Source organism: Erysipelatoclostridium sp. An173 (assembly GCF_963931465.1).
GTDB classification, from domain to species: domain Bacteria; phylum Bacillota_I; class Bacilli_A; order Erysipelotrichales; family Coprobacillaceae; genus Thomasclavelia; species Thomasclavelia merdavium.
Genome location: NZ_OZ007017.1, coordinates 35,812 through 56,274, shown reverse-complemented (window position 1 = coordinate 56,274; position 20,463 = coordinate 35,812). Strand labels below are relative to the sequence as shown.

The 20,463-nt window shown below is 28.5% G+C and carries 19 protein-coding genes; 5 read left to right on the top strand and 14 right to left on the bottom strand.

The window, feature by feature from the left end; translation table 11 throughout:
* Positions 1 to 54 precede the first annotated feature (54 nt).
* From ABGT36_RS00275 to ABGT36_RS00225, 11 genes are all read right to left on the bottom strand, one after another.
* Complete coding sequence (locus ABGT36_RS00275) at positions 55 to 2,169, bottom strand: glycerophosphodiester phosphodiesterase family protein (RefSeq protein WP_346676376.1); 2,115 nt, start codon at positions 2,167 to 2,169, stop codon at positions 55 to 57.
* Between the two features lie 122 nt (positions 2,170 to 2,291).
* Positions 2,292 to 3,911, bottom strand: coding sequence for a family 1 glycosylhydrolase (locus tag ABGT36_RS00270; protein WP_346676375.1), 1,620 nt, complete (start codon positions 3,909 to 3,911; stop codon positions 2,292 to 2,294).
* Between the two features lie 49 nt (positions 3,912 to 3,960).
* Positions 3,961 to 4,995 carry a GNAT family N-acetyltransferase gene (locus ABGT36_RS00265; protein ID WP_296883064.1) on the bottom strand — a complete coding sequence of 345 codons (1,035 nt, stop codon included), beginning with the start codon at positions 4,993 to 4,995 and terminating at the stop codon, positions 3,961 to 3,963.
* A gap of 162 nt (positions 4,996 to 5,157) precedes the next feature.
* Positions 5,158 to 5,829 (bottom strand): nitroreductase family protein, encoded by a 672-nt coding sequence (locus ABGT36_RS00260; RefSeq protein ID WP_087373595.1) that lies wholly within the window; start codon positions 5,827 to 5,829, stop codon positions 5,158 to 5,160.
* 4 nt (positions 5,830 to 5,833) lie between these two features.
* Positions 5,834 to 6,190: a winged helix-turn-helix domain-containing protein gene (locus ABGT36_RS00255; protein ID WP_346676374.1), complete on the bottom strand. Its 357-nt coding sequence runs from the start codon at positions 6,188 to 6,190 to the stop codon at positions 5,834 to 5,836.
* Positions 6,191 to 6,286: 96 nt separating this feature from the next.
* Positions 6,287 to 7,012, bottom strand: coding sequence for a MurR/RpiR family transcriptional regulator (locus ABGT36_RS00250; RefSeq protein ID WP_346676373.1), 726 nt, complete (start codon positions 7,010 to 7,012; stop codon positions 6,287 to 6,289).
* A 189-nt stretch (positions 7,013 to 7,201) separates the two neighbouring features.
* Positions 7,202 to 7,849 (bottom strand): RDD family protein, encoded by a 648-nt coding sequence (locus ABGT36_RS00245; RefSeq protein ID WP_087302439.1) that lies wholly within the window; start codon positions 7,847 to 7,849, stop codon positions 7,202 to 7,204.
* Positions 7,850 to 7,870: 21 nt separating this feature from the next.
* On the bottom strand, positions 7,871 to 9,286 hold the full coding sequence (locus tag ABGT36_RS00240; protein ID WP_300629969.1) for a 6-phospho-beta-glucosidase: 1,416 nt from the start codon (positions 9,284 to 9,286) through the stop codon (positions 7,871 to 7,873).
* A complete protein-coding gene (locus tag ABGT36_RS00235; RefSeq protein ID WP_346676372.1) occupies positions 9,279 to 10,622 on the bottom strand; it encodes a PTS transporter subunit EIIC in 1,344 nt (447 codons plus the stop codon). The genes ABGT36_RS00240 and ABGT36_RS00235 overlap by 8 nt, the downstream gene beginning before the upstream one ends.
* A gap of 165 nt (positions 10,623 to 10,787) precedes the next feature.
* On the bottom strand, positions 10,788 to 11,504 hold the full coding sequence (locus ABGT36_RS00230) for a MurR/RpiR family transcriptional regulator (protein ID WP_346676371.1): 717 nt from the start codon (positions 11,502 to 11,504) through the stop codon (positions 10,788 to 10,790).
* A 13-nt stretch (positions 11,505 to 11,517) separates the two neighbouring features.
* Positions 11,518 to 12,555: a tetratricopeptide repeat protein gene (locus ABGT36_RS00225; RefSeq protein WP_346676370.1), complete on the bottom strand. Its 1,038-nt coding sequence runs from the start codon at positions 12,553 to 12,555 to the stop codon at positions 11,518 to 11,520.
* Positions 12,556 to 12,696: 141 nt separating this feature from the next.
* Between ABGT36_RS00225 and ABGT36_RS00220 the strand changes: the two genes are divergently transcribed.
* The 4 genes from ABGT36_RS00220 (at position 12,697) to ABGT36_RS00205 (ending at position 15,891) form a co-directional block, all read left to right on the top strand.
* Positions 12,697 to 14,079, top strand: coding sequence for a PH domain-containing protein (locus tag ABGT36_RS00220; protein WP_346676369.1), 1,383 nt, complete (start codon positions 12,697 to 12,699; stop codon positions 14,077 to 14,079).
* Entirely contained in the window at positions 14,069 to 14,461 is a 393-nt protein-coding gene (locus ABGT36_RS00215) for a GntR family transcriptional regulator (protein ID WP_087373609.1), read from the top strand. The genes ABGT36_RS00220 and ABGT36_RS00215 overlap by 11 nt, the downstream gene beginning before the upstream one ends.
* 62 nt (positions 14,462 to 14,523) lie before the next feature.
* On the top strand, positions 14,524 to 15,153 hold the full coding sequence (locus tag ABGT36_RS00210; protein ID WP_346676368.1) for an HAD-IA family hydrolase: 630 nt from the start codon (positions 14,524 to 14,526) through the stop codon (positions 15,151 to 15,153).
* Positions 15,154 to 15,171: 18 nt separating this feature from the next.
* Positions 15,172 to 15,891, top strand: a complete 720-nt coding sequence (locus tag ABGT36_RS00205; protein WP_087373613.1) for a glucosamine-6-phosphate deaminase — start codon at positions 15,172 to 15,174, stop codon at positions 15,889 to 15,891.
* A gap of 46 nt (positions 15,892 to 15,937) precedes the next feature.
* Here the strand turns inward: ABGT36_RS00205 and ABGT36_RS00200 are convergent, their stop codons facing one another.
* The 3 genes from ABGT36_RS00200 to ABGT36_RS00190 all read right to left on the bottom strand — a co-directional run bounded on the left by ABGT36_RS00200 (position 15,938) and on the right by ABGT36_RS00190 (position 19,663).
* On the bottom strand, positions 15,938 to 17,608 hold the full coding sequence (locus ABGT36_RS00200; RefSeq protein ID WP_346676367.1) for an ABC transporter ATP-binding protein: 1,671 nt from the start codon (positions 17,606 to 17,608) through the stop codon (positions 15,938 to 15,940).
* Positions 17,609 to 17,761: 153 nt separating this feature from the next.
* Positions 17,762 to 19,045, bottom strand: a complete 1,284-nt coding sequence (locus tag ABGT36_RS00195; protein WP_087373617.1) for a PTS sugar transporter subunit IIC — start codon at positions 19,043 to 19,045, stop codon at positions 17,762 to 17,764.
* 18 nt (positions 19,046 to 19,063) lie between these two features.
* Complete coding sequence (locus ABGT36_RS00190; RefSeq protein ID WP_087302022.1) at positions 19,064 to 19,663, bottom strand: hypothetical protein; 600 nt, start codon at positions 19,661 to 19,663, stop codon at positions 19,064 to 19,066.
* A 55-nt stretch (positions 19,664 to 19,718) separates the two neighbouring features.
* Between ABGT36_RS00190 and ABGT36_RS00185 the strand changes: the two genes are divergently transcribed.
* Positions 19,719 to 20,387, top strand: coding sequence for a MurR/RpiR family transcriptional regulator (locus ABGT36_RS00185; RefSeq protein WP_087302020.1), 669 nt, complete (start codon positions 19,719 to 19,721; stop codon positions 20,385 to 20,387).
* Positions 20,388 to 20,463: the final 76 nt, after the last annotated feature.

Here is a 20,463-nt window from a genome sequence, read left to right as displayed (position 1 = left end):
ATATCCAATCTAACAAAAATGTTATAAAAAAATACTAAGTCATTAAACTTAGTATTAAAAAGCAGGATAACTATCACCTTTATAATAATAATATTGATAATTGTGCTTTAAGTAATCATCAACAGCCGCTTTGCCACGATCTGGATAATTAGTTATAATTCCACTAACGCCCATATCTAAATATTGACGCATTTTATCACTTGTATCAACGGTCCAGACATAAACTGGTACCCAGTTATTATTAGCTTTTTCAATAAAACTTAATGTAGCTCGATTTTCTTCAATAGCTAGAAAGTCAATATCCATATTCCATAATGATTCATCTAAATCCCCAGCACTACCATAAATACAATAACCAATCCACCATTCAGGATGCTCTTGTTGTAAATAAGTAACCGCATCATAATCTAATGACATAAAAATTGAACGATCTTCAAAATTATTTTTTTCAACTACTTTAATTATTTCTTTTGCAAGTTTTTGACTATCACTATTTTCAGTCTTTAACTCAATTAACAAATCAACATCAATATCATTCTTTTTCATCTTCTCGATCAATCCATCAAGAGTTGGTATTTTATCTTGATAATTGCCTTGATATACCGTTAATTTCGTTAATTCTTTAGCTGTTAAATTACTAACCTTTTTTCTTTCATTAGCTAATCTAGATAAATCATTATCATGAATCACTACCGGTATACCATCACTTGAAAGCTGAACATCAATTTCTGCATAATTAGCATTATGGTCACTAGCGCCTTTTACAGCACTATAAGTATTTTCAACACCATAGTGACTTCCTCGATGCCCAATGACCCAAGGATGATGAACCATCGTTGATGGTTCTAAATAAGCGCCAACTAATAAAACAGCTAAACTTACTAAAGTAAATGTTACTATTTTAGGATGTTTATTATATATTTTAGAACGGTTCAAAACGTTTCTAATCACCTGATAAGGCCAAAATAATATAGAATTACTTTTTGAAGCTTTAGTTTTATTATTTTTTTGTTCATAGCGATTAATGATACTGGCTACAAAATACATAACAATAACTACAATTAAAATAGTACATAATATGTATATCGAATTGGGAGAAATATAAGTAATTATTAATACTAATGCCGCCCAGAATATTAAATTGATGATCCCCCAATGTTTTTGATAAAACTCATTTTTAAAAATATTTTTATCTAAAAACTGATAAATGATATTACCTTGGATCTTGGCTTCAAGTACTGTTTCATCAAAAGCCTGATTAAAATCTGTATCAATAGCCACTTGGACAATTTCTTCATCTTGCTTACTAACTATCTTTAGGACTATTTGATAGAAGATAACTATTAATGCTACAATAATTAAACTATAAATTAAATATTGAATTAAATAGTTTCTAAATAATGATGAAGTAATTAAATTCTTCAAGAAATAGCGATTAAAATCAGCATTTTTTATTAATGCATTAGGTAATTGCTGTTTTAAAAGCATTTCCATTATAATCCAGCCTACAATCAAAGCTATTAATGTTATTCGTTGTTTTAACTGTAATGAACGATGAATTTTTAAGTTATCTTTAAATGCTTTGATAAAACTTTCTTTTTTTAAAACCATCATTACTGGTACAAAGAATAACAAAAGATAAATTCCATAATATAATAAATAAATTAAAACAATTAAAATATTACCTACCAATGTTAATTTCAATTCCCCAAATATAAAATTAGGAATTTTAAATGAAGGGAATAAAGAATTAATATATCCTAAATGAACTAGTGGTAATAGTAATATAAAATATAATCCAGCTAATAAAGTACTAGGATATTTTAAACATTTTAGATTTAGTATTGAGGTTTTTAAGACATCATAAATTCGAAAATCTATTCCTTGTGATTTTAAAGTTATCATATTAATAATGACACTGTATTCATAAATAATGGTCATTAAAGCTCCTAGCATTACTAATAATATTATTAATATTCCTTCAATAGTTAAAAAATCAAAAACGATATATTGATTGAAGGCTCCACCTAAGGAACGATCATTTAAATACATTTGAATGATTTTATTGAAAAATGGCGATATTATTAAAATTATTCCAATTTTATAAAATATTTCAAATTTTAAGATTTTGAAAAAAAGATATTGATAATTTTTTATTTTTTCAAACATTATATCGCCTCCACAAATGTTATTCTAACATTTATAGCGTACTTTTTTAATTAATATTACTTAAAAATATATTAAGAAAATCTAAAAAGCAACTTATTTTTATTTTAAGTTGCTTAATATAATTAATCAATTTGATTCAACAGATCAATAATCATTAATTGATTATTGTAATCAACATCAAGTTTATCTAATAAATGCCCAATTTTTAAATGACCAACAATTCTAAGCTGAATGTCATTAACTCGACCATTAGATAATTTTTTAATTGTTTCTTTTAATCCATCGATTTTCAAAATATCACGAACTTTGGTATTTAATGAATATTTAGGTAATTCTTTTAAACAACGGGCATTAGTTTTAATTATTCGCTGATACACATAGAAAGAATCTTTAATATAACGTTTGTTAGTACCATTACCTTGATTATCTCTATCAACATAAACAAAGCCATAACGTTTTTCCATTTCGCCAGTTGAATAACTAACAATATCGATTGGTCCCCACCAAGTATAGCCCATCAAATCAACACCATCTATTTCTACTGCTTTTTTAGCTTGTAAAACATGTTTTTTTAAATAATCAATACGATAAGTATCATGAATACGATGATCTTCTTTTACTTTATCAACCGCACCTAATCCATTTTCAACTATAAATAATGGTACCTGGTAGCGATCATACAAATAATTCAAAGCAATTCTTAATCCCTGAGGATCAATTTGCCAATCCCAGCGACTGCTTTTTAAAAACGGATTTTTAATACCGGCTTCAAGACTATTACCGGCTTTTATTTTAGAAAAAATATTACTAGATAGTACAACACTTTGATAATAACTAAAACCGATGAAATCTACTTTTCCTTCTTTTAAAATGGTAACATCTTCATCTTTGATTGGAATTTTTATACCATAACGATTAAACCATGACACAGCTTTATTTGAATAATAGCCACGTACTTGAACATCGCTAAAAAACATATTTGCATCCATAAACTTTTGATTAAGCAACACATCCTTAGGTCGACATGTTTCACTGTAACTACCAGTATAAGCAATCATACAACCAATTTTAGCTTTAGGAATTATTTCATGGCACGCAATGACCGCTTTAGCACTAGCAACAAACATATGATGACAAGCTGTTAATACTTTTTTTAGATATTGATTATCCTTTTCAATGTTTAAACCGCCTCCAGTATAAGGATTAGTTAACATACCATTGATTTCATTAAATGTTAGCCAGTATTTAACTTTATGTTGGTAACGTTTGAAACAAGTTATGGCAAAGTTTTCAAAAAATTTAATACATTTACGACTATAAAAACCATTATACCAATTACTTAAATAATATGGCATTTCATAGTGTGATAAAGTTACTATTGGTTCAATATTATTTTTTAGTAACTCATCAAATAAATCATCATAAAATTGTAAACCAGCTTCATTAGGTTTTTTTTCATTACCATTTGGAAAGATCCGACTCCAGGCAATTGAAACTCGTAAACAATTAAATCCCATTTCTTTAAAATACTGGATATCCTCTTTGTAAGTATGATAAAAATCAATAGCCTCATGACTTGGATAATATTTATCATTTTCAACTTTAGTAGTTTTTTTCCTTCTTTTATCTTTACTACCTGGCAACATTACATCACTAATACTTAAACCTTTACCATCAATGTTATAAGCTCCTTCACATTGATTAGCAGCTAATGCGCCTCCCCATAAAAAATCTTGTTTCATTTTCCTCACCTCTTATCTATATTATAAAAAAAAGTAACGGACTTAACCATTACTTTTGTTTAATAATTTCTTTTACATATTTAAAATCAATGTCATCACATAACCACACACCGTTTTTTGAACAATAAAACTTATAGCCATCTTTTTGCATTGCAAGAGTATCAATAACTAAAACTACCGGTATTCCATGGCGACTACCTACTTTAAATGCTGTTTCAACATCTTTAGATAGATGAACATATAAGCGACGCATCTTCTTGATACCAGTTGCCTTAATTTCAGATAAATTTTTCATTGCCGTTCCATGATACAATAAATCAGGGGGAACTTTTTCATCCAATTCAACATCTACTGCAATAGAATGTCCTTGAGCAGCCCGAATTTTAGTTTGATCTTCGTTATAATGATAACGTTGTTTATTATTCGTAGCTACAATTTCCTGCAATATTTCATGATTGATGAAATATCCCTTTTCTCTAATACCAAGCAATAATTCTTCAACATCTGCCCAGCCATGTCCATCTAATTTGATTCCAATTACTTCCGGTTTATGTCTTAAAATCAAACTAATAAAACGCCCCAACTGATTAATATCAATTTTACCAAATTCTAAACGCATATCATACCAGATAGCGCCACCATGAACTGATTGTGAAATACCACAGTTTTTAAAACCAAATTTTTCATAATAATGAATTAATTTATCTTTACACGTCAAAATACAGCCCTTACGACCTTCTTGACGGGCTTGTTCTACTATTTTATCTATTAGTTTAGCTGCCAATCCTTGTCTTCGATATTCGGGTAAAACATTAAGACCAAAAATTGCTTGCCACATTCCATTTTCATCATGTAATGAAGCATCGCTAAACATTATATCGCTAATGGTACTGTTATTAGTAACCATACCATTTATAAAACCTATTAACTGATCATCATTTTCTAATAACCAAAAATGATCAGGATATACTTGCAAACGTTTTTCAAAATCGGCTTTTGTGGCTGCTTCAGCAACTGGAAAACAAGCTGCTTCTACAGCTGTGATAGGATCTAAATCTTTCATTGACGCATGACGAATTTTCATCTTGCTAAGCCTCCTTATCCGCTCTAGTATACCATTTATTAATAAAATAATAAAGCTAATTTATTATTATTACCAAATCATAACCAATTAAATATTAGTTTTTAAATAAAAAAATTCTTTTAATCGTGGTTTAAAACCTATGATTAAAAGAATCTTAATATCTTATTTTTTTATCCAATTAAAATTTTCTTTACTAGCACCGATTTCAAAGTGATATTTAACAATTCCTAAATCAACCTTAGTATAAAATCCTGTTCCTTTTTTTATTGCAACTTGATTGTCGTGACGAGAAAAAACAAATTTTTGTTGATTCATTGCTGTTGGAGCCAATAATGCTGCTTTAACACCATTTATAAACCATTCTGGTTGATTTTGCATTGTATCAACTACCTGATCTGTTGATTTAATGCGGTGTTCTACTCCTTGATTAGTACCATAACCAATAGCAATTACTAAAACTAGTTTTTCATTAGTTCCAATTTTAAAAGCAGTTTTAATCTTTTTATAAGTCATAGCTACCCAACAGGTATTTAAACCTAATTGTTGCGCTTTTAAAACAATCTTTTCACCATAATAACCACATTTTTCATCTAAATCAGGTCCTTTTTTACCAATTAAAGCAATATAATTTTTAACATTTTTAAATTTTCCATAATGAGCCATCATGCTATCAAAAGCCTTGGGTTCATCACTAATTAACTGAATATTTAAGTCGCCTTCTTGATTGCATTCATCAATACATGATAACAATTCATCCTTTATCGCACTAGTAATTTTTTTATCTGTATAAACACGTACAGAATGACGTTTTTCCATCGCTTCTAATAAATTCATTAATTTATACCTCCGCATCTCTTTTAGGAAGCTGTTGCATAATATCTTTAGCATGGTTAAGCATTGTAATTAACTGATCAAATAAATCAATATCACCATCAAAATAGTAATAATTTTTAGTAGCTTCCTGGCGGACTTTAACAACACCAGCTCTTTTTAAAATCTGAAGATGATGTGATACAGTTGCTCTTGATAAATGGGTCTTTTTAGCAATATCACCAACTCGCATTCCTAAACAGTCCCCAGATTTCATCATCATCAAAATAATATGCTGGCGAATTTCATCGCCTAAAGCTAACAATAATTTTTGACTATTTTTAATTTCTAAAGATAATTGCTCTAATTCAGCTTCTAGATTCATAATAAGCTCCTTTTATCAAAGTATTATATCATATAACATCCTAAAAAATTGCTTCGTCAAAGAAATTACGACCATACAATATTTATACACGATTAATTATCTAATTCCAACTTTTTCAATTTCTTTAATTAAAGTCTCTAATATATACACAACTGGTACTTGACTTGCAGTAGAATAAAAATAACTATCTTTACTAGAAGGAATATAATAACAAATGTTTTCATCAGCAAGTTTTGCGGCAGTAGTATTAACACTATTACTTATAACAATAACTTTAGCTCCAGTTTCTTTAATAAACATAATTTGATTATTTGTTTCCTTGGTTTCTCCACTAACTGTCAAAATAACAACACAAGTATCAGGATCATATACATTAAAACGATGTGAAAAATCATCAACATAAAAACTTTTAAATCCACGACGATTAAATAAGTAAGCACCGTATTCAGCAATTGCTCCTGATAAACCAATCCCAAAAAATAATATTTCACTACTTTTAGCCATCATCCCAGCAGCTCGCTGGAGCAAGGCTTTAGATTCTTGATTATCGATTTTCTTAAAAAAATCAATTAAATATTCACTATCACTTTCCTGACGGCGAACTTCTTTTTCCTGGTTATAACGCATTTGAACCTTAAATTGCGTAAAGCCTTCAAAACCTAATTTTTTACATACTCTTGTAATCATCGAAGAAGAAACATGTAATGTTTTGGCAATATCGCTTAATTTAGCTTTTACCACAACATCACTATGATTGATTAAATAAAGATAGATTTCATATTCTAAATCATTTAGTTGTTTTATTTGTTCAATTGTTATCACGACTTTTCCTTCTTTCTAAATAATTATTTTTAAAATATCTTAACAAATCAATATTATAAATAAGCTTTTAATATCAATAAAACATTTACATTACTGTTATTATTTTAATTAAAATAATAACTATTATATTATTATAAACAAAGAGGTTAATCAATATGATTAACCAACAAAAAATGGATAAACCGAAGTTTATCCATTGGCAAGTTTAAGATTTTTTCTCATTTTTTTCTTCATTCTACGAACGGCTACAGTATATTGGTTTGAATCAAGATAGACTACTTTAGTATTAGTTACTAAATCATGTAAGGCCCGTTTTGATTTTAAAAATAAAACTAACAGCGCTGAAATCAAACTAATGACTAAGCCAATATAAGCATAAAGACCACTAAAATTAAAGTTAGTAGCTGCATTTATAATCTGATGTAACATATTACTACAGCTATAAATACTTCCTTCAACCAAAATAATCATTACTAATTGTCTAATAATAATTTGTTTTGTACTAGCTTCTTGATAGTCATTACTAACAATTTTAAGCTTCAATAATCTCTTACCAACTGTCTGTCCTTTAAAAACAACCCAAGGTACTCCTACATAATATATAATAGCTACTAGAAAAGATAAACTACCAGCTATAAAATTATATGGATAGTCGAAAATAGCGATATTTTGCGGTATACTGGTAGCATCTTCATGTAACATCATATAAATGATGATAATTGGTAATGAGGCAACAACGCCACCTAAATACCAGTCAATTGCATAAGCAAGAAATCTTCTAATATGACTTAATTCATTTTTTTCTTCTTTATTCCTTAGTTCTAATATTTTTTTCATAGCCTACCTCGAATCTTTTAATTATAATTCTTCACCGTTTGTTTCAATTACTTTTTTATACCAGTCAAATGATGCTTTTTTACTTCTATTTAAAGTACCTGTACCATCATTTTCTTTATCTACATAAATAAATCCGTATCGTTTTTTCATTTCACCAGTTGAAAAGCTTACACAATCGATACATCCCCACACAGTATAACCAATTAGGTCAACTCCGTCAATTTCAACTGCTTTTTTCATTTCTTGAATATGACTTCGTAAATAATCAATACGATAATCATCATTAACCTTACCATCTATCATTTCATCAACAGCACCAAAACCATTTTCAACAATAAATAGTGGTAATTGATAACGGTCATATAACCAGTTTAATGTATATCTCAATCCTTTAGGATCAATTGGCCAACCCCATTTTGTTTTTTGAATATATGGATTGTCGCATAAATCTTTTGATTCATCATAATCAAGATTTTCGTCACCATTACCCTTAGTTGCAAATGACATGTAATAACTAAATCCAATATAATCAACACATCCTTTTGATAAAATATCCAAATCTTCATCAGTAATATCTAATTGATATCCTTTACGTTTGAAGAATGTTTTCATATATCCTGGATATTTACCACGAGCATGAACATCAACATACCAGAAACGTTTATGATTAGCTCCTACCGCTTTTAACATATCATCAGGATTGCATGAATAAGGATAAATTGGTGTCATGGCCATCATACATCCTACTTGCATTGATGGATTGATTTCATGAGCGATTTTTACTGCTTTTGCACTAGCAACTAATTCATAATGAGATGCTTGATAAACAATTTGTTCGCGATCTTCACCTTCTTCAAAAAGAATTCCTGAATTAGTAAAAACAGCAACATCAGCTTTATAATTAGCTTGATTATTAATTTCATTGAAAGTCATCCAATATTTTACTTTATTTTGATATCTTTCAAAACATACTCTTGCAAAATTAGCGAATAAATCAATTAATTTACGATTACGCCATCCACCATATTTTTCTACTAAACCATATGGCATTTCAAAATGGCTTAAAGTAATTACTGGCTCAATTCCATTTTTCAATAATTCATCAAACATATCATCATAAAATTGTAACCCAGCTTCATTTGGAGTAACTTCATCCCCTTCAGGAAAGATTCTAGCCCAAGAGATTGATGTTCTAAAACATTTAAATCCCATTTCTTTAAATAAAGCAATATCTTCTTTATAACGATGATAAAAATCTACTGCTTCATGATTAGGATAATATTCACCATCAATAATTGTTTTAGTAATTCGACGTTCTTTACCAACGCCACCTACGGTCATCATATCTGAAACATTAGGACCCTTACCGCCTTCGTTCCAGCCACCTTCAACTTGATGGGCGGCAACTGCACCGCCCCATAAAAAATCCTTACGCATTAGCTTCACCTGCTGCTTCTGCTTTAACAGCAGCTCTTGTACTTGCCATTACAAATGGTAAATAAATTAATGTACTTACACCAACTAAAAGAAATCCAATAACTAATGATAAGATACTAGTTGCTCCAGATCCTAAAAACGGAATCAAGAAACCTGGTGTTGTCCAAGCAACACTGTAAGCTACTGGTGGAATTATTTCAAAGACCGCTACACAAAGCCATCCAATAATATTACATACAACCGGTGCTAAAATAAATGGCACAATATACATTGGGTTCATAACAAGCGGGAAACCAAAGATAATTGGTTCATTAATGTTAAATAAACCTGGTGCTAAAGACATTTTAGCGATTTGGAACTGAGCTTTATTTTTACGACCAGCAATAAACATAGCAATGATTAAACCTAAAGTTGCCCCAGAACCACCTGTGTTACCAAAAGCATCATTAATAGATCCCCAGTTTACAGGATAAGGTGCACCCCAAGCAGTACCATTTGCTGCTACATATACTAAGTTCATATTTTGTTGTTCTGTAAAGATAACTGATCTTAAAGCATTTAAAGTGTTAGGACCATGAATACCTAATACCCATAAGAATTGTTGTACCACTACAAATACTAAAATTGTACCCATAGAACTTCCAAGAGAAGTCATTGGTGCTTGAATAGCATTATAAATTAATACTTGAATACCATCTGCTGTGATATTACTGAAAATAAAGTTAATTAATCCAACTAATGCTAATACGATCATAATTGGAATTAATAAGTTAAATGATTTAGATACTGCTGGTGGTACCATTTCTGGCATTGAAATTCTTAACTTTGAATTACGTCCTAATCTAGTTAAAATTTCAGCCACAAATAAACCAACAAATAAAGCAACGAATAATCCTTGTGCTCCTAAATATGTTGTAGTTAAACCAGAACCACTTCCATCAACAAATTCTCTAGAAGCAGGATATAAAATGAAATATGCTGATAAAGCAGTAATACCACATAATACTTTATCACCTTTCATCTCTTCAGCTAATTGATAAGCTGTTAAAAATGCAATTAATACTGCTAAAATATTAGTAGTACCATTAACAACAGAATTTAAAATAGCTTGATAATCTGTTAAGTTAGGAATTAAATCCCCTAAATGTAATAAACTTGCAATAAACCCATTAGGATCTAAGAATACGTTGTTTATTAACAATACCATTGACCCCGCCATTGTAAGTGGGAATGATAATGTAAAAGCATCACGAACTGCAGCTACATGTCGTTGAGCGTTAATTTTTGCTGCAATTGGAACAAAGGCACGTTCCATGAATGCTTGCATTTTCTCCATAATTTTTTCCTCCCATAATTAGTTTAGCTAAACGTTTAATTTGTAAGCGCTATTTTTATCGACACTTAATATTATAAACAAAGGAAATTTAATATAAATACTTTTAAGCCAATTGGCAACTGTATTCATAACTTGATTTTAGTTACATAAAAAAAACAATGTGTTTTATTTATGAAAACACATTGTTGTAAGATTTTCAATGATTGCAATAACTGGTATTTGCGTAGTCAAATCAAATATCTCTGTTCCTATTTTTTTAATATAATATGGAATAGTTAAATCAGCTAACTTAGCTAATGTACTGCTTTGAGAAGTTGTAATAGCAACAATTTTACAACTTCCTTGTTTACTAGAAGTAACCATATCAATTATTTCTGGTGTTTCACCCGATACTGATAAAACAATTAACAAACTATTTTCACTTATTGCTGACATTTTCAAATATGGATCATTGATAGCAATTGCAAATTTACCAGAACTAGTAAATCGTCTTGCTCCATAGTGACATACTGCTCCTGAATTACCTACTCCAAGAAAAATAATATTTTCACTATTACCAATTAAAGCCATAGCCTCATTAAATTTATCATGATAAAAATCGGAATCAAATTTTTTTAAACAATCAATAACTTCACTAAAATCATAATCACGTTCAAAATGCTTTTCATCTTGCATTGACATTTTATAAGCATATTTAAAATCATTATAGCTATCATATCCCATCTTTTTAACGAATCTAAGAATTGTTGTTGTCGAAACCTGAGCAACGCTGGCTAACTCTCTAATTGTAAGAAAGGGAATAATTAAACTATTATTCATAATATATTCAAACACTTGTAATTCAGTGTCATTTAAATCTTTAATTTGTTGTGCTTTAAACATTTATTTTCATTCCTTAAGCTAAATCTTCAATATTTTCAATCGTAAACTTTTGCATATTTAAATCTATTAATTCATCTTCAGGAAAATACTTATCGACTAACTGATTATATTCTTCTAAAGTTAAAGGCCGTGTTTGTTCATCTTGTAAATCAAAATAATAAACTACCCCATCATTATCAACGTCATCTGCCAAGTTATAGCCATAAGCTTCATCATAACAATAAGCTTCACCAAGCATCTCATATTTATTTTGATCATATTTATAAATAATATAAGGCCTGATCGTCATTCCTGCTGATTGATTATGGCTAAATGGTGTTTTGGCATAGCCATTTTTATAAAATTCAGTGTCTGCTCCTAAAATCGGCAACATTTCAAATTCTTGACTTTCATCATCATATTTCCAGATTTCACTGTGCATTCCTGCCATTGAGGTCGTTGTATAATTAATAATAATTTCATCAACACCATCCTGGTCAATATCACCAATTCCAAATTCATTTTCTTCAAACATTGCTTCATCAATGTCACCATTAATACCACCTTGTTCATCAATATAATCCTCAGGGTTATCATGAACAGCTTTTAAAAATTTAATATAGTGATCAATGGAAACCTGATTAGAAATCTCTTCTTCTTTATCTTCAATTATTTCACGTTCATCTTCATATACTACATCTTTAGCTTCTTCTAATAATTCAACTGCTTTTTCTACTTGATCAGTTGTTACATAAACATCAGCTAACTCTACATAAGCATCTGCTTTTTTAGGTTCAATATCGATTGCTTCTAAATAAGTTTCCTCAGCTTGATGGTATTCTTTTTCTTCAACATAGCGCTGGGCTTGATCCATTAATTCATTATACTGTTTTTCGGTACTAGATGATCCAAAAATAAAAATTGATCCAACAACAATTGCCACAACAACGATCACAGCAATTATCGCTATATATATTTTTTTATTTTTAGAACTAGGATCTAATTTTGCACCACAATTACTACAAAATTGCGCCTGATCCTTATTAACAGTCCCGCATTGTTTACACTTCATAACTTTTCCCCATTTCCCAAGATTTTATCAATCAAATTATATCACTATCATTATTTTATAAAAATAGTTATTAAAATTTTTATTTAGTATCATTTTCATTATTTGTATTATTTGTTATAATACAAATAGAGGTGATATACAATGTTATTTTTTATTATTATGTTATCAACTGTTGCTATTGTAAATATTGCATTTTATTACAGTACTAAAAAAACAGCCAGTTATCAAGACGGACGGTTATTATTAGTGAATATCCCAGCATATGCTTATAACCTTAGCGAAGTCAAAGAAATAGAACATAATTTTAAACAAGAAACAACTAAAATACTATTTCTTTCTTTTCTTACTTATTTACCAATGATAATTCTTCCTGATTTTGTTGATATTTTATATTTTTTGATCATTATCTGGATTAACATTTATTTATTTAATTTGCCATTTAAAAAATATCGAAACCAATTATTAAAAATCAAAAAAGATTATAACTGGCCTAGTCAAAGTACTAAAACTGTAAAAGTTGATTTAGCAATGTTAGCACATATGGAAAAACAACCTTTTAATTATAAAAGATATTTAATTGTTTTAATCGTTGATATAATTTGTCTAGCTGGCATGATTTATTTTAAAGCTAATATCACTAGCTATTTATATTTAGTATTACAGTTTATTATTTTAATCATTGGTATTATCCTTATAAAAAGATTACCTAATAAAACATATTGTGATGATACCAAAATTAATATTACTATCAACAGCTTAAGAATAGATTATGTATCTCATTGCTTTTTTTCATTAATATTGATTGATGCTTTATTTAATTTTGCAATTCAGTTTTATTTATTAAATAAATTACCTTTTATTATAGTGGCTATTGTAATTATTTTAATGATGATTAATATGATTTTAATTATTAATCATACTAAAGACTATCAAAGAAAGAAACAAGAAATTTTAGCTAGTGAAAATCAAAAAGAATATACAATTGACGATGATTCTTGCTGGAAAATCGGATTTTTAGGTCCATACTATTATAATAAAGCTGATCCTAAGACATTTGTTTATTGTGGTACACAAATGGTTTTTAACACCGCTAAAACAAGTTATAAATATTTTGTTGTTGGCATCTGGGTTTTTGTTATTGGTTTACTTATTATATTATTTGGTTATCCTTTTTACCTGGACTATACTAATCAATTAGTTGATGTTGCTATTGAAAATAATGTTATCGTTGTCGATAGTCCTTTATACGATGCTAAAATTAATTTAGATAATATTAATAAAGTTGAATTAACCGATGATTTAGGTGACGGTATACGAACTAATGGTAGTGATGCTATCGTTTATACTACTGGTTATTGTACTTATGATAAATATGGTGACTGTAAAGTTTATAAAGCTAATTTTCATGACTGTTACATTATTTTATATACTGATGATTTAACATATATAATTAATGATGATGATATTAAAAATACTAAACAGATTTATCAAGAAATTAAAGGAGTGATTAATAATGATTATTGAGTTAAATTATACAAGTGATACCCCGATTTATTTACAACTTAGAAATGAAATCGTTAAAGGAATTGCCAGCGGCCAATTTAAATATGGTGAAGCATTACCTACTGTACGTACTCTTGCAAAAGAATTACAAGTTAATAATATGACTGTTAATAAAGCTTATTCTTTATTAAAACAAGAAGGTTATATTTGTATTGATCGTCGTCATGGCGCTAAGGTACAGCCAACAATTGATAATTCATATGAACACCAGGAAAAATTAGTTAATGAACTAGAGTTATTAGCTAGTGAAGCAATTGTAAAAGGTATGGATAAAGAAGACTTTATTGATACATGTAAAAAATTATTACAAAGTATCAATTATGACCCATCAATAGCCAAGTAATTTAGTTTACAAGCTTGTTTTAAGTTAAAACTCCAGTATAATTATATTAAAGGAGAACGATTATGAAAAAATACAAAGCAATAATTTATGATTTAGATGGGACAGTCTTAGACACATTAAAAATGAATATGATTCCATTATTAAAAATCATCAAAGAAGAAACTGGGGAAGATTGGTCTTTTGAACAAGTCTTAAAATTCGCCTCTTATCCAGGTATGAAAGTAATGGAAGAATTACAGGTAAAAAATCCTGAAGAAACTTATGCCCGTTGGGTAAAATATATTAATGAATATGAAGATGGGGCTACTTTATATGATGGTTTTAAAGAAGTATTTGAAGCTTTTGATGGTAAAATTATTCAAGCTATGGCTTCATCTAAAAAGAAAAAACAATATGAAATTGATTTTCTTTCTAAAGGATTAGGAAAATATATTGAAACTGCGGTTTTAGAAGAAGATACTACTAAACACAAACCTGATCCTGAACCAATTCTAGAATGTCTAAAAAGATTAAATATTAAAAATGAAGATGCTATCTATATTGGTGATACTTATTCTGATTATCAAACATGTAAAAATGCTCATGTTGATTTTGGTTTAGCTAAATGGGGTTGTACTAAAGAATTTGAAACTGATTCATCATGTCTTATTTTTAACCAGCCACTTGATTTATTAAAACTGCTTGATGATTAAAGACAAGGAGAAATCGTAATGAAACTAATTATTGAAGAAAATGAACAAAAAATGAGCGAAAGTGCGATGTTTATTTTACTAGGAGCAATGATGCAAGATAAAAGAGTAAATATTTCATTGACTTCTGGGCGTTCGCCAAAAACTATGTATGATATGATGATTCCTTATGTTAAAGATCAAGAAAAATTTAAGGATGTTGAATATTACTTATTTGATGAAAATCCTTATATTGATAAAATCCATGGTCCTAACTGGAATGATATGCAAGAGTTATTTTTCCAGCCAGCCAATATTCCTGATGAAAGAGTTCATATTATGAATAATGATAATTGGCAAGATTATGACAATCAAATTCGCAATGCTGGTGGTATTGATGTTATGGTTATCGGTCTTGGTTATGACGGCCATTTTTGCGGTAATTGTCCTCGCTGTACACCATTTGACAGTTATACTTATAAAATTAAATTTACTGATAAACAAGCTGTCAATCCTGGCTATGCCGACCGTCCTACCCAACCACATACTTTAACGATGGGACCTAAAAGTTTAATGCGTGTTAAACATCTAGTTATGATTGTTAATGGAAAAGAAAAAGCTGAAATATTCAAACGCTTTTTAGAAGAACCAATTAATCAAGATGTTCCCGCAACGATCTTAAAACTTCATCCTAATTTTACAGTTATTTGTGATCAAGATGCCGCAAGTTTAATTGATCGTGATAAATTAAATCGTCTATAAAATCAAAGGGACACTGAAGTCCCTTTTTTAGTCTTCTACTATTTAACTATTGCTTACATAACAATTGATAAAATAATTGCTGATTAGCTATTAATTCATTATAACTACCACTTTCAATAATTTTCCCTTGATCTAATACTAATATTTCATCATATTTTTCTAATAATTCCTTTTTTAAATGATGGGTGATACTTATTATCATCGCTTTACTATCTAATATTATCTTTTCAATTTCATAAGCACTAAGATTATCTAAATTGGATGTGCCCTCATCAATAAATATAATTTCTTTTTGTTTTAACAATGCTCTAGCAATAGCTATTTTTTGCTTTTGTCCTCCTGATAGATTAGCACCGTTTTCTTTGATTTTACTATTTAAACCTTCTGGTAATGAAGCAACTAACTGGTTAAGTCCTGTTTTATTTATAATCTCATTTATTTGTTTACTATCATAATCTTGAAATAAACATATATTATTTTTTAAAGTATCATTAAAGATAAATGTTTCTTGATTGATAAAAGCAATTTGGTCAAATATACTAGTTGGGTCAATATCTTTGGCATTTTTATTATTATATAAAATTTCCCCTTCATAATTATTAAAATACATTAATATTAATTTTAATAATGTTGTCTTACCACAACCACTATTACCTACTAAAATATATTTTTTGCCTTTTTTAAAGCAATAATCTATTTGATTTAAAATTAATTTATTTGAATATTTAAAACTGACTTTTTCTAATTGGATTTTATTAATCGGTTCTTTGTAATTTATATCATTGTTGCAGCAATGATGTAAATCGATAAAACTAATTATTTTTTGTTCAACTATTCTAGTTCCTTTTACTGTTGCTATTTCTACAAAAAGGCGATTAAGAGGATTGGTAATGTTATTAACCAGGTTATTGATTGCAACCACAGTACCAATTGTTATTCTACCGGTAATTACAAAATATATACAAAGTAAAATTGTAATTATATTAGTTCCAATTGATGATAATGATGATAAAGCATTAATTTTGGCTTCTTCATAACGTACTTTCTGTTTACTATTTTCATGTTCTATTTCTTTGGTATTAAAAATTGTTTTTATTTTATTTATTACATTATTAGCTTTTATTAATTCAAAACCCATTAAGTAATCTTTAAATTTAATGTTTAACTCATTTAATACTTTGGTATATTTTTCTTGTTTTAAAGATAATTGTTTTGAAAATATAACGGGTATAATTATTGATAATATATTTATTAAAACTACTATTAAAGCTAATTTAAAGTTAGTTAAAAATAAACCTATGGTACAGATAACTATCAAAAATAAATCACTAATAATTAATAATAAATTTTCTAAATAATTTTTTTCTAATAAACTAATATCATTATTAAATACTGAAATATATTTTGATGGATTACTGTTATCAAAAATATTACGATTCATTAATGCTTTAAAATAATCACTTCGTAACATAACCATTACTTTTTTTAAAAATACCGCATTAACAATACCCTTTAAATAAACTAATAAAACATAAATAATAATCAACAACAACGATAATATAATCGCACGATAAAATAATTTTAAATCTTTACTAATTGCAACATCCATAATATATTTCATTACATAAGCAAGAAACAATGTTGCTAGTGCACTTAATAAACAGATAAAACCAGCTAGAAAAAAATGCCATTTGTTTCTTTTTAAATATCTTCTCACTATAACAGCTCCTTTGAAAATAAATTAATTCTATATTTTTACTATAGACGCTTATTTCTAGTTGCTGCTACCAACTTTAATTTACATCAAAAAATAAAATAGAAACTATTAGTTGCAAAAAAAATAACCAGGCTTTAAACCTGGTTATCATAATTATTTATCTGTTCCTTCTTTTTCAGCTAATGATTTTTCATAAACTTTGAAGAATGGATAATATACTACAATACTTATTGCAATTAATACACACATAAAGATTACATTTCTAAAGTCTAATGCTGAAAGGAATCCTTGTGCAAAGAATGGTGTAAATGATGGATCAACAATATATCCCATACTAACCCATCCTAATGATTGTGCTAAATATCCTAAATAAATTGAAATACATGGCATTAATACAAATGGAATTGCAAGAATTGGATTTAAGACAATTGGTCCACCAAAAATAACCGGTTCATTGATACCACAAATTCCTGGTACCACACTTAATTTTCCAATTGTTCTTAAATGTTTTACATGTGAAAAACACATTAATAATACTAACCCTAGTGTGTTTCCACCACCACCAAGAACTGCATAACGATACATTTGTAAATTCATAACATTTTCAGCTGCTTTTCCAGCGTTAACTAAATCTGCATTTAATCCTGAATTAGTTACCCCTAATGTAAAGACAATTGGGAAAATAATTGAAGATCCATTAATACCAAATAACCATAAAATGTTTGAAAAAGCAAAAATTGCCATATAAGCCCAAATATTATCAACACCTGATATCGCTGGTGTTAAAATACTCATAATAAAATCTGGTAATGATTTACCACTTGCTGCCATTAAAATTAAATTTAAACCATAAATAACAATAATATTAGCAGCTAATGGAATTAATGAATTAACAAAGTTTGTTACGGCACTAGGTACACTACCAGGGAAAGTGAATACTACTTTATTACCAACAACCCGACAGATTTCAACTGATAATAAACCAACGATCAAAGCAACGAATAAACCATCTGCTCCTAAATAAGTCATTGCAAGTTTACCATCTTCTACTGGTGCACAAATCATTAAGAAAACACACATAGAGATGATACCACTGATTGCTGCTTTCATCTTATAGCTTTCAGCTAAACTATAACCAACACCGAATGCTGTTACTAAACCAATTAATCCCATTGTCATTGTATATGGAATTGTAATTGTATTATAATTAGCTACCGCCCATTGTTTCCAGGCAATTAAAGCTTTCATAAAGATATTACCTGTATCAAGATCAACTAAATCTAAATTAATTGGCGGATTTGCAATAATTAAAAATATTGAACCGACTACAATTAACGCTAAAGACATCATCATCCCATTAGAAATGGCTTGTAAATGTCTTTGGTTCCCTAATTTATCTGATAATGGCGCTAACCATTTTTCTAATTTATTAATCATCCTTGTTCCCCTTTTTTATTAAAATTGCCAACCATTAAATTTAAATGCTGTTTCACAAACATTTTCTGGATCATATTCTTCTAAAATCTTAGCATATCTTTCTTTATAATCATTATCTACTTCTTTTTGTGGATATACTTTGCTTGCTTCATTTAAGAAATGGAAAGAATCTCTACCCATTGCTTGCCCTCTAACAGTATGTTTATCCAATGCATAATCAGGAATTTCAGGGAATTTTCCCATTGCAAATGATTTAATACAAATATTTTTTAATAAATCACTTGAACGATCTTTTTCAGATTGACATAGATATCTAATCGCATGAATGAAATACATTGGACGATCACCATCTGAATAATCAAATTCTCTACTCATTTGATATAAATTATTAACCATAATTGCTGCCATTGGATTACCCATTCCAATGTCTTCTACTGAAATTGTTAGAAGTCTACGCCATAATTTTTCTTCTAATTGTGGTGAAGAAATGTATAATTCATATGCAAACATACAAGCTTGTTCTTCTAACCCTCTTCTAATTGATTTTTGTAATGCAGAAATCACTTCATCCCCCGCATAACCATTTCTAGTCGTTATTTTTGACCATGGATCGTACATTTTCAACCTTGCTCCTTTCTTTTTTCTGTGACATAATGAATAAGAGGTGGCGTTTATGAATATTCAACATTTAATTGAAAAGTATGAATTAAATAATTTGGAAAAACAGATTGTATCTTACATGCAAAAAAATATTTCTCAATTAAAGTCTATTGGCATACGTCAAATGGCAAAAGACAACTATACTAGTACCTCAACTATCTATAAACTATGTAATAAATTCGGTTTTAAAGGCTACAGTGATATGATTTATCATCTGACATCTGCCAAGGATACTACTATCAACTTCAATGAAAAATATCTTGATTATAAAAAAGAATTTTCTTCATTAATGAGTGATAAATCTAAACGAATTATTGTTTTTGGCTTAGGCTTTTCAGCTCCTATTGCTGAATATATTCAACAACGATTAACTTTAATGGGCTATCAAGCACTTTGCGTAGTTCACATGGAAATGTTTAGTCAGGTATTTTTTGAAAATACTCTTATGATTGTAATTTCTTATTCTGGCAAAACACGTCGTTTAAGTGAAATTGTTACTACTGCTTCTAAAAACAATATTCCTATTATTAGTTTTATTGCTAGTAAGGAATCGCCAATATATCAAGATTCTACTTTACCAATTATTATTGGTAAATATGATTCTTTTTTACATGACAACAGTAAACCAAATTTCTTTTTTGGTGAAACCATAATTGCTTTTGAAACACTCTTGTTCGACTAATGTCACGCTATTATTATACAAATTGACAAAAAATATTTATCAAATCTTTACACAAAAAAAACATGTTATTAAATTT

What these genes read in the sequence shown, in the direction of transcription:
- ABGT36_RS00275 (WP_346676376.1), bottom strand. Translation starts at nt 2,169, where the DNA reads ATGTTTGAAAAAATAAAAAATTATCAATATCTTTTTTTCAAAATCTTA.
- ABGT36_RS00270 (WP_346676375.1), bottom strand. Translation starts at nt 3,911, where the DNA reads ATGAAACAAGATTTTTTATGGGGAGGCGCATTAGCTGCTAATCAATGT.
- ABGT36_RS00265 (WP_296883064.1), bottom strand. Translation starts at nt 4,995, where the DNA reads ATGAAAATTCGTCATGCGTCAATGAAAGATTTAGATCCTATCACAGCT.
- ABGT36_RS00260 (WP_087373595.1), bottom strand. Translation starts at nt 5,829, where the DNA reads ATGAATTTATTAGAAGCGATGGAAAAACGTCATTCTGTACGTGTTTAT.
- ABGT36_RS00255 (WP_346676374.1), bottom strand. Translation starts at nt 6,190, where the DNA reads ATGAATCTAGAAGCTGAATTAGAGCAATTATCTTTAGAAATTAAAAAT.
- ABGT36_RS00245 (WP_087302439.1), bottom strand. Translation starts at nt 7,849, where the DNA reads ATGAAAAAAATATTAGAACTAAGGAATAAAGAAGAAAAAAATGAATTA.
- ABGT36_RS00240 (WP_300629969.1), bottom strand. Translation starts at nt 9,286, where the DNA reads ATGCGTAAGGATTTTTTATGGGGCGGTGCAGTTGCCGCCCATCAAGTT.
- ABGT36_RS00235 (WP_346676372.1), bottom strand. Translation starts at nt 10,622, where the DNA reads ATGGAGAAAATGCAAGCATTCATGGAACGTGCCTTTGTTCCAATTGCA.
- ABGT36_RS00230 (WP_346676371.1), bottom strand. Translation starts at nt 11,504, where the DNA reads ATGTTTAAAGCACAACAAATTAAAGATTTAAATGACACTGAATTACAA.
- ABGT36_RS00225 (WP_346676370.1), bottom strand. Translation starts at nt 12,555, where the DNA reads ATGAAGTGTAAACAATGCGGGACTGTTAATAAGGATCAGGCGCAATTT.
- ABGT36_RS00220 (WP_346676369.1), top strand. Translation starts at nt 12,697, where the DNA reads ATGTTATTTTTTATTATTATGTTATCAACTGTTGCTATTGTAAATATT.
- ABGT36_RS00215 (WP_087373609.1), top strand. Translation starts at nt 14,069, where the DNA reads ATGATTATTGAGTTAAATTATACAAGTGATACCCCGATTTATTTACAA.
- ABGT36_RS00210 (WP_346676368.1), top strand. Translation starts at nt 14,524, where the DNA reads ATGAAAAAATACAAAGCAATAATTTATGATTTAGATGGGACAGTCTTA.
- ABGT36_RS00205 (WP_087373613.1), top strand. Translation starts at nt 15,172, where the DNA reads ATGAAACTAATTATTGAAGAAAATGAACAAAAAATGAGCGAAAGTGCG.
- ABGT36_RS00195 (WP_087373617.1), bottom strand. Translation starts at nt 19,045, where the DNA reads ATGATTAATAAATTAGAAAAATGGTTAGCGCCATTATCAGATAAATTA.
- ABGT36_RS00190 (WP_087302022.1), bottom strand. Translation starts at nt 19,663, where the DNA reads ATGTACGATCCATGGTCAAAAATAACGACTAGAAATGGTTATGCGGGG.
- ABGT36_RS00185 (WP_087302020.1), top strand. Translation starts at nt 19,719, where the DNA reads ATGAATATTCAACATTTAATTGAAAAGTATGAATTAAATAATTTGGAA.